Source organism: Parabacteroides chongii, assembly GCF_029581355.1.
GTDB lineage: Bacteria > Bacteroidota > Bacteroidia > Bacteroidales > Tannerellaceae > Parabacteroides > Parabacteroides chongii.
The window spans coordinates 1,652,309-1,666,908 of sequence record NZ_CP120849.1; the positions used below are offsets into that span (position 1 = coordinate 1,652,309).

Sequence of the window (14,600 nt, forward strand, 5' to 3'; positions counted from 1 at the left end):
GCCCTATACGAAGAAAAGGCAGGTAATTCAGATCTTTTTATTCAATTATGAACGTGAGATAGAGTACATCTTTATCTTTCAAAATATTGAAAGGAGATGAGTTTGTCAATTTTAAAGGCAATACATATTTGCCTGCACTGAGAGTAGAAGTCTGAATAGGGATATTGAATGTTCCTAACTGTTCCTTTTTAGGTATATCTATTACCCAGGAAGAAGCAGTATAAAAACTTTCAGGAACCAATTGGTATTCACTTTTCTGTTCAAAAGAATCGTATAATAACCTGTCTATTTCGGCTGAGACAGAAACTGCTGCTCTGTCCGGATTACCACTACAATAGACGGATACCGGAATTTCACTACCAGATATATTGGTTTCCTGAATACCGGCTCTTGAGAAATATACGACCGGTTCTTTGTATCCGTAACCGGGCTCCTCACTGTTGCAGCCTGTTAATACGAACAGGCATGCAAATATAGCATATATAAAATGTTTCATTGTTGTTTAATTTTATAGTTCTGTGAAATAGATTACCAACCTGTGTTTTGTACCAAGTTTCCATTTGTTTCCATGTCGTTACGCGGTATAGGCATAAAATACATTTTTTCGTCGAATACATAAGCTGTTTCGTCGACAGTATAACGTTCGTATGTCCATGTCTTTCTTAACATATCCAATTGCTTGTCGAATGTTGCTGTTTTGTAGGCTTCTGAAGCCAGGATGTCTGAATTGTCCAACAAGTTCAAATATATTTTCATGCCGGAGAACTTCTTGCCACCTAAACGAGTTGTTGCTTCTTTCCATCTGCGTAAGTCCCAGTATCTTTTCTGTTCGAAGCAAAGCTCAATGTAACGTTCGTTTTGAATGAATTTACGAAGTTCATCTTTATTGGCCCTGTTTTTGGCCGGGACTTCAGGATTCAATATACCTGCTCTTTGACGGATTATTTTCAATTGTTCGCAAGCGCCGTTGATATCTCCCTGTTCATTCAATGCTTCCGCATAATTCAGATACACTTCTCCTAAACGGATTTCGATAAACGGGGTTTCGCTTCCCCAACCATAGGAATAACCGTCTTTAGGAAGATCTTCTTTGATTACTTTACGGCACAGATAAGAAGTCAGAGAGTTATGGGCCGAACCGGCTGCATCCTGAAATTCCCCATTGGCTTCCCATGATTTGAATCTGTCGGATTCTTCTTTCGGGAAAGATGGATCGATAGTTCCCAAATCGTAATAGCTATACTGCGTACGACCGCAATATTCTGTTTCATTGACTACAATGAAAGCATTTAAGCGTGGATCTCTGTTTGCATACGGATTGGTAGGATCGTAGGTGCTGTCGTCAGCTATGTCCAAACCATTGATTGTAGGGAAGGCATCAACCAACTCTTGCAGTGGTCCCCAGTGTGCGGCATCTCCATTGGCTATGCCTAAAGGTTTACACATGGCATCTATTCCATTATATCTTTCGGGCATTTTGTAGTAAATGGCAAAGATGTTTTCCGGTGACTGATAGTCCAGGAAGAGATCGCGTGCATTTTCTTTCAGTTGATACAAATTGCAGTCTATGACCTCTTTGCTTAACTGACTGGCTTTTTCCCAGCGAGACATATCCTGTGTAGTATTATACAAAGGACTTGCCCAGAATAAGAAGGCACGGGCTTCCATTGCTTTGCAGGCTCCCCAAGTTACACGTCCGAAGTTATTGTTATCAGGAGTCTTGAAGTTTACAAGGAGTTCTGCTGCTTTCTGATATTCTTTGGTTATGAAATCAAATACTTCATCAATACTGGCTCGTTTCGGATAAAGATCTTCCGATTCAAATGTTTGAGGTTCTAAAACAAGAGGTACACCACCATAACGGATAACCATTTTGAAATAAGCTGTGGCTCTGAAGAAAGTAGTTTCCCCTTTCAGTCTGTTCTTTAGACTTTCCTCCATGGTTACATCATCTATGTTTTGTAGGATCTCGTTACATTTGCGAACATAATCATACTTCCAGTATGCCATTGGATTATTTTCCAATCCCCATTCTCCTTTGACTACATTCCAAGCTGTATGTGTTCTGTATCCGTTTCTAGCCTCGTCTGTGAAGTCATTTTCTTCTCGGGACCAAGTGGGATATTTAGCATATAGATTGTTCACATATGTCTCTACCAAAACCGGATCTTGCCATACTATGTCGGATCCCATGGATTCCAAATTTGTTTTGTCAAACAGATCATTGCATGAAAACATGCAGGCTGCACTGAATAATAGAATATATTTTTTCATGATTTCTTCTTTTTAATAGGTGAAATTAAGACCGAAGTTTACAGATTTCATTTGTGGATAATATTGAGCCGAACCACCTGTCATTTCCGGGTCCATAATGTCCAGTTTATCGAATGTCAACAGGTTTGTGCCGTTAATGTACAATCGCAAACCATTGATTACTTTTGCTTTTGCAAGTAATGATTTGGGGAATGTATACGACAGTTCGATATTTTTCAGACGAAGATAATTTCCGTTTTTCATCCAGATATTTGAAGCTCTGTTATTATTGGAGTTACCTCCTACATAAGCTCTTGGATATTGTGCATCTCTGTTTTCCGGTGACCAGGAATTATCAGACAAATAGCTATAATAGTTACTTGAACCATCCAGGAACATGGTTGTTCCGTATCCTTCCAGCATAACAGATTTATGGGCTGCTCCCTGGAACAGGGCTGTCAGTTCGAATCCTTTCCAGCCTAAAGAGAAATTGAATCCATAGATAATTTCAGGGATGGAACCGTAACGGTCGACCACTATCAAGTCGTTTTCATTAATCATACCGTCACCGTTGACATCAGCATACTTTATATCACCCGGTTTTTGTCCGCCGTTGAACTGTTTAGGCCATGCATCGATTTCTTCTTGTGATTGGAATATACCGATTGCTTTCATTCCGACAAGTCCTGCGTATGGGCGTCCTATCTTTTCTGTCGTATTATCCATAAGATTCACTTTTGTACCGCTGGTGCTCAGTGTATGTGTGAAAGGACGACCTACTACTTTATAATAGTCAGGGGTCGTTTCACTTTCGTCGAACTGAATAACTTTATTACGAACGAAGCTAAAGTTTCCTCCAATACGATATGTAAAATCTCCTATCTGATTGGCATGTGTAAGTGATATTTCCAATCCCTTATTATCCAATATACCATAGTTTATGTCAGGGAGAGTGGCTCCGAATGTTTCCGGAATCGTACGAATCTGCGGTGCGAGAATGTCTTTGGTTCTTTTAGCAAAGAAATCTACTTCAAACCCTAACAAACCTTGCCACAGCAAACCTTCCAATCCGAGGTCGAAGGTAGAGGATTTTTCCCATGTAATATCTGGATTCGGGAATAAGTCTTTGTAAACGGCAATACTATTGACATTGTTTCCTCCGATAGTAGCTACATCAGAATATACAAATTCGGACATATACTGCCACAGTTTTACCTGGTCATTACCTAAAGTACCATAAGATGCTCTCAGTTTCAAATTATCTATAAACGAGAAGTTATCTTTGATGAAAGATTCATTGGATATTCTCCAGGCTCCTGAAACAGAGGGGAAAAAACCATATCTATGTCCTTTGGGGAAGGTGATAGAGCCGTCATATCTGAAAGATGCTTCAAACATATATGTTCCGTTATAAGCATAATTGATACGTCCGACTAAACCATTACGTGCCCATTCGTGTGCTTTTCCTGCGTTGGTTTTATCGGTATCGCCTCCGGCTGAGAGTTGAGGTACTGAATTTGATACGAAGTTTGTACGGAAAGCCGAGAACTCGTTTCCTTTGGAAGATTCTTCTTCATATAGGAAAAGTAAACCGACATCATGTTTGCCAAATGTACGATTGTAGTTTAAAGAAAGGTTATAAGTATAACCGTCTCCCTGATCGAATTTTTCGTCAAGTTTGGTTTTTTCACCTACTACTTTGGTATTTGTAATATCGCCATTTTCATTTATATCATACATTTTGTATGGAATAAAGAACTTTTTATTATACATATAATTTTTTCCGTAAGAGAACATACCTTTGGCTACCAACCCTTCGATGCCGGGTATTTTGTAATCAGCTTTGAATGTTACTCGAAAATCATTATATGTTTGCTTATTATTACCTGAACTGTGTACCATTTCCGGCAAATGTTCCCCATTGGTATTAGCTGGTAAACCATTGGGGTGATAAGCTGGGAGAGTCGGATTTTGACGGGCTACATAATGGTATAAATCCTCAGGATTCCATCCAGGGGTATCGTAAGTTCTAGTACTCGCATCTACATCAGCCGAGATATTTAGTCTTTCGGTTACCTTCGCATCAATATTGGAACGGAAATTGTATTTCTTATAATCAAAATTGTCGATTAATCCGTCTTCATTATGGTGACCTAGTGAAACGAAATATTTTACCCGTTCCGAACCACCGGAAAGATTGAGGTTGGCATAATATTGGGAAGCGGTTTTATTAAATGTTTCTTTATACCAGTCGGTTCCCTGTTCGCCATTTCTGAATTTATCCAGTTGTTCCTTCGAAAATATGCGGGTATCGTTAGGATCAACACCATCCATTAGATAAGCTTTATTTCGGGTTGTAGCCCATTCGTACGGATTAGCTAGATCCGGATAACGTGTCACACTTTTTAAACCGTAATAGGTATCCAGTTTGACAGAAGGTTTGCCGTCTTTACCACGTTTGGTAGTTACTAGAATAACTCCGTTGGCAGCTCTTGCACCATAAACGGCTGCGGCTGCTGCATCTTTTAGTACGGAGATATTTTCGATTTCGTTGGGGTCGAGATTACTGAAATCACGTTCGATACCATCCACGATCACTAATGGGTCACTGTTATTCCAGGTTCCTTGTCCGCGGATTAACAATTTAGAACCCGATCCGGGTTTTCCCGATTCGTTAACGGCAATCAAACCCGGCATACGTCCTACCAACGATTCACTTAAATTGGAAGTTGAAGCCTTTTTGATATCTTCCTGTGCAATGGTTGCGATAGAGCCGGAAATACTTGTTTTCTTTTGTATACCGTATCCGACCACAACTACTTCTTCTAGATTCTGCGTATCTTCAGCAAGTTGTATATCAAATGATATTTTATTTCCAACAGTTACTTCATGAGTTAAATAGCCGATGTAGGAAATTTGTAACTGGGCATTTTCGGGTACTTCCAAAGAGAATTTACCGTCAATATCCGTGATAGTACCGATAGTTGTGCCTTTAACGGATACGTTAGCTCCAATAATCGTCTCTCCATTGGTATCGGTAACGACACCGTTAATTGTACGTGTTTTTTGTTGTGCGATTGCCGAAGAACGGTTTTCTTCTCCTTTCTTCATCAGCATGATATTAGAACCTTCTACTGCATAGGTAATATCAGTTTGATCGAATGCTTGATTCAAGACTTCTGCAACAGTTTTGTCTGCTGCATTGACAGTTACTTTATGATGCAGGTTTATTTCATTTTTGTTGTAAACAAACAAGTAATCGGTTTGTTTTTCTATTTCCTGCATAAGATCTTGTGTCGAAATATTTTTCGCTACGATAGAAACTTTCATTGTTTGTGAATCGGCTTCCGTTGCGAATACTCCGGATACAAGAATAAATAGATACACAAAAGCTAATTTCATACTACGCAAAATATGTTTAAAATGTGGTTTAAGTGGAATAAAAGAATCTCTTAACAAAATATTTTTCATACTTTTGTCAATTTGTTAGTTAATACTTAGATGTTTAAGGAAAGCAGTCAGGTATTGACTTACTTTAGACCGGAAAGTGCTCCAACACTTTCCGGTTTTCGTTTTTTCATGTCTTCTATTTCATAGGCGAATTATTTTTGTGATTAATTATTTAATTGTAATTAGATTTAAGTCGTTATCCTTGATATAACTAAATCTATGTCTTAACTGAAGCACTTTAAGTACATGTTCTACACCGTCTTTTGTCCGGAATTTTCCAGAATAACGGTTGTTGAGTAATTCTTTATTTTGTACATCTATTTTTATGTCGTAATATAATTCCAGTTTTTTTATCATTTTGCCAACTGGTTCATCGAAAAAGCAGATCAACCCTTCTTTCCACAGGAAATAAGACTGGTGTTCGATTATTCCTGTTTTTAATTCTCCGTTCTTTTCGTAAGTACGTGTGTTGGGTTTTAGGTGAACTTTTGAACATGTTGCTGGCGAGGATACTTCAACTGCTCCTTTTAGTAAGGCGGTTTCAAAGTCTGGTGAACCGGAATAAGCGGTTACATTGAATTCCGTACCAAGTACCTTGATGTCGTATTTTTCTGTTTGTACAAAAAATGGCTTTTTTGTATCTTTTGTTACATTAAAATAACCCTCACCGTCTAAAGTTACATTACGGGTATTAGCTGTGAATTTATTGGGGAATGTAAATGTTGTTTTAGCATTCAGCCAGACTCTGGTTCCGTCGGTTAACGTAAGTTCTGCACGTTGGCCGGGTGGAACGAAAATTGTCTGCATAATAGCTGGATCTGAATTGTCTTTGTTTATCATAAATGAATAAAGTACGGTAAAGGCTAGAATGAAGATGGCTGCTATTTTCGAAAGTTCGGTAGCTATTGTTCGAAATGTCCATCGCTTTTGTTTTGTTGCCAAAGGGACTGTCCCTTTGGCAACAGGAATCGATTCCTGTTGCCAGATAGATATATCGTATAATTTTCGCTGTGCAAGAAACTCTTTCATATTTTTCTTGTCAGCATCCAGCCAGCGGGCAACTTCTTCTTTTTCTGAGAGGGTTGCATCACCTGCTATATATCTATGTAGTATATCCAGATCCATTTTTTCTTTTCAATGTTTTGAAGCATGTATTGTGCCTCGTTATTATTAAAACGATTCATCTTTTGATAACCCTAGTGGAATATGAAAAATTAATGGAAAAAAAAGAAGAAATAGAAGAGAGGCAGGTAATCCCTCAGATTCTCCCGCAGTGGTTTTAAAGCTTTTGTGATGTGATACTCAACACCTTTGACAGTGATTTCCAGTTCTTCTGCTATCTCTTTGTTTGTTTTATTTTCGAAGCGGCTCATTTCAAAAACACGACGGGTTTGTTCCGGCAGGAGAGCTAAGGTAGTGGTGATGATCTGCTGTACTTCTGCAGAGAATATATCTTCCGGGTTACAAGCCTCCAAGGTAGAAATGCGGATATCCAGTTCCCTTTGTTTCATATCCGTTAAGGTGCTGATCGCTTCCGTTTTAATCGCTTCATGTTTCAGGTGGTCGAGCGATTTATTTTTCAATGTGGTTAAGAGTAAGGCTTCGATATGTTCAATCTCCTTCTCTTTTAGTATCTCCCATAATTTTATCAGAACGTCCGACACAATGTCTTCGGCAATACATTCGTCATGCACATACGATTTAGTGAACAGAAAGGATTTTCTGTAGAATTTGGTGTATAACGTATTGAAATTGTGTATCTCAGTCCCGATCATTTCCTTTCTTTGTTTTCAATGCTAGTCGCAATGGAGCAAATGTAAGGAAAATATACAGAATGTGAATCTTTTTGTGTAAAAAGCTGAATGTTTACATTTCAAAATAAAAAGTGTTTCACCCTAATGGAACAAGTGTTTCATCTAGGAGAAACAACTGTTCCATTAGGGTGAAACACTTTTTCGGATAGTATAAATGAAACCGGCCCCGGCAAGGTTTATAGTCAAATAAAAGAGTGTTGTCGGCGATAAGTTGAGAGGGAATATGCGTCCTGTTGAGTGCAGGGCGCGGTATTCGGGGCCGGCTCATTACTACTATTTTAGTATTAATTAAATGTATACGTAACTCTCACGAGTTAGTTCGTTAATTCTTTTTTGAAGGACTGACCGCTGTCAGCTCCCGGATGGTCGGATCGGTGTAGTGGCCGGTGGCAAGAAGTATGGAACGACTTGCCACGGCGTTTACACTTATAGAATCCTGTTGAAAGGATGTTCTTCGGCCCTCTGCCGGATGTCGTGGCAGGGATGGAGGCCTTATTTCCTTTTTACGGTAAACCCTATTTCTTCTTGCAATGCCGGGCTGTCTGTCCAATCAGACTTATCGTCCGTACATCCGGACAGCAGATCATCGGCATTCCAACAAAATACGGTTACCCAGAGATTCTAAACCATAACCAAAACATAAAATAAAACTTACATAATGCTGCTTGTAGCATCTTTGCCGTTACCCTGTATCCAGTCCGTAACGGATACCTCTTTCAATGTAAGAGCCTCTCCGCTGAGAGTTAATTTGTAGAGGTATTTATGTCCTTTTTCCCATACAGTCTTTGCGGGAATTTTGTATTTGTACGAAGTTCCGTTGATCGTAAAGAGTGCCTCGATGTCACCCTCTGCCGTGGTACCCGATGCTGTCGGGATCACCATGATCTGCTGCGGATCACAGAACTCTTTTGTCAGTGTGACAGGTTCCTCCAGGTTGAGCCGGCTAGCGACGCTGCAACAAGCCGTTCCGGTGATTTGTCCGGTCCTGATATCCATCATACCTTTGCATATCAGTGCCGTACCTCCGGCTTTGTTTCCCAGTTGGACAGCGCTTAACTCATAAATTTCTTCTTCTGTTTTTTCCAGGTTGACCTGAAAAGAGATGAGCGACAGGGCATGTTCCATATTCAGCAAGACCATCGGGGAGATGCTGTTTACTGCTTTCTGGCCGAGAGCGTGTGTGCCGTACATATAGTCGCGTGTCTGAGTGGCATCCGGCGATATCTTTACAGGGATACTTGCCGTGCTCAGTCTCATTTGCGACTGATATGGATAATAGGCATACACGATGGCTGGGTCAAAGTTAAGCGTGACTTCCGGCGTTTGCCGCCAGGAGATTTTATTACTAATTAAATTTGCTTTCGCTTTTACATTTATATAATCACTATCCTCGTCATAAAGACCACCGTCGTCTTCGCGTGTGATCAGCAGTCCTATTTCCGATCCGTCTTTGAATTCCTGGACGAAATTCGCCGATTTTGTAGTTAAAATACGTGTAATAATTTTTAATGGTTTTTCTTTCGCGCTAATACTCTCAATGGCTGCGAAATTGCTATCGTGAGAGCAAGCTGCCAAACTGGAAATCAGTGTAATAAATAGTAATAAATTTCTCATACTTTTATGCTATTTTTGTATCAAATTTCATATTGCAAATATCCGGCAGTTTGAGGAAAAAGGGAGATCATACGGTATAAAACCACGATGAAATGGTATAAAAACGCATGGTGCAAATAATCCAGAAGCGTCAAATTGTCTAAATAGAGTGCAAATCAACCATTTGAAGATTCAAATTGTTTATACTTAAATGAGGCGATAACATATGCTGGACAAAATACAGTTTTTATTGAGTATGCAGATAATAGGCCTGTGCGTATTGGGTGGCATTATGATGCTATTGAGGTCATTTGGCAACCGGGCACGACTTATTTTAGCATGGAGTATGATTATGTGGGCATTGATGGCTGTAATCAGAATTTCTGTTAATTCTTACGTGGATGAGGCAAAGGAAGCGTTCCATCCTGACATACTTATTGCGAGCTGTCTGGTGACCGCTTGTCTGGCTTGTTATGTGATCGAAAAGCTACGTCCCGGTTTTCTTACTTTAAGGCGTTTTGCCGTTTTCCTTTCGCCTGTCGTGATAGGTGGTTTTTCTTATCTTGCTTATCGTTTATCGGGTGGGGAAATACATGTTTTTTATTCGATAAAAGATGTCTTTACGCATTTTAATCTGGATGTCTTTTTGCGTTTATTGGTGCTGGCACTTACTCTTTTTTATATGATTCTGCCGATATATCTGGTTGTAAAGTATGCCGATGAATATACCGCTTATCTGAGTGAGAATGTTTCAGACCCTGAAAGCTATGATTTGCGTTGGTTGAAGCGAACGATGATCATATTGTCAATTCTCTATTTTCTTTATGTGGTCTTATTATTGACCGATCGGACAATCCTGTATGTCGTTATTAAGGCCGTCATGCTGGTTGTCTGGTTTTATTTTTTTTATAAGGCCTTATTTCTCAAGAATATCCGGCTGGAGCATTCTTTTAAGAACGGATGGGATCTTCCGTCGAACGATGACGAGGAGGAAGATGATGACGATGAAGAGCAGCGGGGAGCACTTTTCAAACGCTATGCGGAAGAGGTGAATGCCTGGTTTGAACGCGAAAAACCTTATCTGAACGATGACCTGCGCTTGACTGATCTGCAGCGGGTTTTTCCTATCAGCCGTTCTTATCTGTCACAATTATTCAATAAAGAGCTGGGTATGTCTTTCTCCGATTATGTGAACCAGTTCCGTGTAGAGGAGAGCAAGCGTCTGATGGATGCCGAACCGCTGGCAAGTATCCAGGAGATTGCCGAACGTTCCGGTTTTCACTCCATGAGTACTTTCCGTCGTGCTTTTATCAAGCAGACGGGAATTGTACCTTCCGAATATAAAAGAGGATAACAATAGTTTCGTAATATACAGAACTATGCTTACTTTTACGGCTGTTTGAAAATAAACTTGTCATGAATAACACTACTACTGCCCGTCCGCATATAGTCTGGCTGGACGCTCTTCGTTTCGTTGCTATCCTGATGGTGATTGCCTGTCATTGTACGGACCCGTTTAACGCCTCTCCGGAGTCGCGTGCCAATCCTGAAATTAATTTCTGGGGATCGGCCTACGGATCTATGTTGAGAGCCTGTGTGCCTCTGTTTGTCATGATGACCGGTTTTTTATTGCTTCCGCTGAAGCAGGAGGCTTCTCTCTTTTATAAGAAACGCATTCCGCGGGTCTTTTTCCCTTTCCTGATCTGGTCGATACTGTTTAATCTGGCTCCGTGGTTTATCCAATGGGTAGGCGGAAGTCCTGAACTGGTTACCGATTTCTTTCCCTGGGCACCCGATCCTTCGGCTTCCCTGGCTGACGGATTGAAAGATATAGCCATGATACCGCTCACGTTTACCGTTTATGCAACGCCGATGTGGTATATCTATGCTTTGATCGGTCTGTATCTCTATATGCCGGTCTTCTCTGCCTGGGTAGAAAAGGCTTCCGATAAGGCAAAACGGTGGTTTCTGCTGATCTGGGGCGTTTCGTTGTTTATTCCTTATCTGATGGAGTTTGTGTCCCATTATCTGTTCGGAACCTGTTCATGGAACGCTTACGGATTGTTCTATTATTTTGCAGGCTTCAACGGGTATTTGTTGCTGGGGCATTATTTAGGGAAAGGCAATGACTGGTCGATAAGAAAAACACTGGCTATCGTTGTGCCTTTGTTCCTGATCGGCTATTTGGCTACTTTTGTAGGTTTCAGGTATATGACCTCGGATCCGAATGTGAGTGAAGAGGGTATGGAGTTGTTTTTCACCTATTGCTCCCCGAATGCGATGCTGATGACGGCTGCCATATTCCTTTTGATGCAAAAGGTCCGTATCACTTCTCCTTTGATTTGCCGTGCATTGGCTAATCTGACCAAACTCGGGTTCGGCATTTATTGTGTACATTATTTCTTTGTGGGACCGTCTTATTTACTGACGCTTTGGCTGCATATTCCTATACCTGCCATTGTTCCCGTATCGGCTGTCTTTACACTGGCTGCGACGTGGCTGTTTGTTTATTTGCTGAGTAAATTGCCTTATTCGAAATATGTTATAGGGTAAGGGCTTTCGAAAAGCGGCTGTCTGTTTTGTGCAAATGATGTTAAAAGCCGAAGAGGCTGGTATAACGTATGTATATTACTACTACTTTTGTGTTGTAAAACATATCTGAATGACATGTTTTATGATACAAATCGTTTTAAATAATAAGAGAAGCGCTATGAAAAAAGTAGTTAGTAAGTGTCTGCATTACCTGGAAGTTTTGGGAGAATATGCGATACAAAAGTATGGATTAGAATAAAAACAAATCTTTTCAGTGTTAGGGGGTATCCTTTTTGGGTATCCCTTTTCTATTTACGGTTGATAGTAACCGTAAGGATTTTTTTTAATAAAGCATAAAAGAGGGAGAAACGAAGAGGACCGGACAGTATTTACCATCCGGCCCTCGACTTGTATATATCACTCATTTGCTACTTTACGACGAATGTATCTTTCAACTTGATGTCGGTAGATGAGGTACCGATTCTGACTTCAAACTCACCCGGTTCGACGGTCCATTCCATGTGTCTGTCCAGGATCTGGAGATCTTCGGGAAGAAGGACGAAAGTGACGGTTTTCGTTTCGCCCGGTTGCAGGGAGATACGTTCGAAGCCACGCAGAACAGATTCGTAAGCGATGACGCTGCTGACTTTATCGCGGATATACAACTGTACCACCTCGTCACCGGTACGTTTACCCGTATTGGTTACATCTACAGTCACGGTTACAGGGCTTTGTGAGTACGGTGTTTCCTGTTTAACCGACAGTTTTGAGTAAGCAAAAGTCGTATAACTCAATCCATGGCCGAACGGGTAAAGGGCACCGTTTACGCGGGTATTTCCCGAGCCGTTGGGACCTGCAAAGTATTGTCCGTCCTGTGAACCCGGCTTGAACGGGAAGTTGAACTCGATCTGTCCGATCGATTTCGGGAAGGTAACGGATAAACGTCCGCCCGGATTATAATCGCCGAATAATGTTCGGGCAATCGCTTCTCCGCCTAACTGGCCGGGGAACCAGGCTTCCAGGATAGAAGGAATGTTGCGGTCTGCCCAGTTGATGGTCAGCGGCTGACCGTTGATCAGAACGAGTACGACCGGTTTGCCGGTGGCATGCAACGCTTCCAGGAGTTGTTGCTGACGACCCGGAAGATCGAGTCCGGTACGCGATTTACTTTCGCCAGTGCAGGATTCGTCTTCTCCCAATACGGCGATGATCACGTCACAATCGGCAGCAGCGCTTGTCGCTTCGGCAATGCTTTTCTTTTCTTCATCCGTCAGTGCGGTGGGGACGATTTCGCTGTCGGGCCAGTTGGCATCTTTTATTTCGCATCCTTTGGCGTAGGCTACTTCAACCTGGTTGCCCAGATAATCCTTGATGCCGTCGTAAACCGTGATATTATCCAATCCCTGTGGACCGTAACGGCTGATCATATAGTTGGTTTCCTTTGCCAGCGGACCAGCGATAAGCACTTTCTTTGTCTGGTTCTTATCCAGCGGCAGCAGGTTATTTTCGTTCTTCAGCAGGACGAGAGACTGTTGCTGCATATCCAGTACGAAGTCGCGGTGTTTGTCTGCACCTACGATCTTGTCGGCTGCTTTCGGGTCTTTTACGTACGGGGAATCGAATAGTCCCAGTTCGAACTTGACACGTAATACGTCGGCTACCATACGGTCGACTGACTTCATGGATAATTTACCCTCCTTAACCAGCTTGCGTACCGGAAGGATATAATCTTTCGGGTGGGTGAAGTTGGTACGGACGTTCAATCCGGCTTCTACCACCTGACGTACGGCTTCCTCATACGAATCGGCCACGTGATGCTTGGTCTGTACAAATTCTACCGCCTCACTGTCACTTACCACGTATCCTCTGAAACCATATTCCTGACGTAATAATTCTGTAAGGAAGTAATGGCTGGCTGTTACAGGTACGCCGTCCCAGTCGTTATAGCTGCTCATGACGCCTTTGGGGTGTGCTTCCTGGATTACTTTCTTGAACGGATAGAGATGTATTTCATGTAGTTCGCGGGGAGCCACATGCGGGTCGGTACGGACAGCCGCGTCGCGTCCGCCTTTCGGGATGCTGTAAACGGCAAAGTGCTTCAAGGTAGAAGCGACACCGTTCTGCTGGATACCTTTGACCATCTGTGTGCCCAGTTCACCAACCAGATAAGGATCTTCTCCGTACGTTTCCAGTACGCGTCCCCAGCGAGGATCGCGGGCTACGTCGAGGATAGGGGCATACACGTTGTTGTAGCCTAACGCTTTTGCCTCTTTACCGGCTATGTCTCCCGCCTGATGAACCAGGTCTCGGTTCCAGGTGCTACCGATGCTGATAGGAGCGGGCAGGGGAGTCGCTTTGGTATGATTCAACCCGTGGATACCTTCGTTGGAGAAGTCGACAGGAATACCCAGGCGGGTTTCTTCAATGAACCAGCGTTGCGTCTTGTTGATCGCTTCGGCGTGGTTGCTGAACGGATAGATCATCTCCGGTGTCCTGCGGCGGGCACTTCCTACGCCATTCAACTGTTCGTCGATATTGGCAATACCGTCTTTCCAGATTTCATTCTTCCATCCTTCGGTAGGGAGAGAATCTTTCAGGACACGTCCGAAACCGTAGAGCGTAGCCATTTGGCAGCTCTTTTCTTCCAGCGTCATTTGGTTGAGCAGATCTTGTACGCGTGCTTCGACAGGAGCTTCCGGATCTTCATAGACGTCTTTCACGCCGTTTTTGTTGAGATCTATCCACCCTTTTTTGTAGATCGAGTCTTTGGCTTGTATAGCTCCGGTTCCCAGGCAGGCGGCAGCTAATAACAAATACTTAAAATTCATGCTTTTCTTCGGGTATTTATTCTGTTTGTTATTGAATATATCCATAATATAAAACCGTATGGCCGGTAATCATTAGCGCAAAGGTAACAATTATCAACCATACGGTCAATGCTTAAAGTTCAGGGAGTGA

The 14,600-nt window shown here is 42.0% G+C and carries 9 protein-coding genes; 2 read left to right on the top strand and 7 right to left on the bottom strand.

The window, feature by feature from the left end:
• Positions 1 to 37: 37 nt before the first annotated feature.
• The 6 genes from P3L47_RS06335 to P3L47_RS06360 all read right to left on the bottom strand — a co-directional run bounded on the left by P3L47_RS06335 (position 38) and on the right by P3L47_RS06360 (position 9,131).
• Positions 38 to 496 (bottom strand): DUF1735 domain-containing protein, encoded by a 459-nt coding sequence (locus P3L47_RS06335; protein ID WP_277783047.1) that lies wholly within the window; start codon positions 494 to 496, stop codon positions 38 to 40.
• Positions 497 to 528: 32 nt separating this feature from the next.
• A complete protein-coding gene (locus tag P3L47_RS06340) occupies positions 529 to 2,274 on the bottom strand; it encodes a RagB/SusD family nutrient uptake outer membrane protein (RefSeq protein ID WP_277783048.1) in 1,746 nt (581 codons plus the stop codon).
• Between the two features lie 12 nt (positions 2,275 to 2,286).
• Entirely contained in the window at positions 2,287 to 5,655 is a 3,369-nt protein-coding gene (locus tag P3L47_RS06345) for a TonB-dependent receptor (RefSeq protein ID WP_277783049.1), read from the bottom strand.
• 216 nt (positions 5,656 to 5,871) lie between these two features.
• Positions 5,872 to 6,828, bottom strand: coding sequence for a FecR family protein (locus P3L47_RS06350; protein WP_277783050.1), 957 nt, complete (start codon positions 6,826 to 6,828; stop codon positions 5,872 to 5,874).
• 89 nt (positions 6,829 to 6,917) lie between these two features.
• Positions 6,918 to 7,478, bottom strand: coding sequence for an RNA polymerase sigma-70 factor (locus tag P3L47_RS06355; RefSeq protein ID WP_277783051.1), 561 nt, complete (start codon positions 7,476 to 7,478; stop codon positions 6,918 to 6,920).
• A gap of 690 nt (positions 7,479 to 8,168) precedes the next feature.
• A complete protein-coding gene (locus tag P3L47_RS06360; RefSeq protein WP_277783052.1) occupies positions 8,169 to 9,131 on the bottom strand; it encodes a fimbrillin family protein in 963 nt (320 codons plus the stop codon).
• Positions 9,132 to 9,336: 205 nt separating this feature from the next.
• Between P3L47_RS06360 and P3L47_RS06365 the strand changes: the two genes are divergently transcribed.
• Together P3L47_RS06365 and P3L47_RS06370 are read left to right on the top strand one after the other, a co-directional pair.
• Positions 9,337 to 10,464: an AraC family transcriptional regulator gene (locus P3L47_RS06365; protein ID WP_277783053.1), complete on the top strand. Its 1,128-nt coding sequence runs from the start codon at positions 9,337 to 9,339 to the stop codon at positions 10,462 to 10,464.
• A 62-nt stretch (positions 10,465 to 10,526) separates the two neighbouring features.
• Positions 10,527 to 11,663 carry an acyltransferase gene (locus P3L47_RS06370; protein WP_122362004.1) on the top strand — a complete coding sequence of 379 codons (1,137 nt, stop codon included), beginning with the start codon at positions 10,527 to 10,529 and terminating at the stop codon, positions 11,661 to 11,663.
• Positions 11,664 to 12,070: 407 nt separating this feature from the next.
• Here P3L47_RS06370 and P3L47_RS06375 read toward each other — a convergent pair whose 3' ends face one another.
• Positions 12,071 to 14,470: a glycoside hydrolase family 3 N-terminal domain-containing protein gene (locus P3L47_RS06375; RefSeq protein ID WP_122362079.1), complete on the bottom strand. Its 2,400-nt coding sequence runs from the start codon at positions 14,468 to 14,470 to the stop codon at positions 12,071 to 12,073.
• Between the last annotated feature and the right edge of the window lie 130 nt (positions 14,471 to 14,600).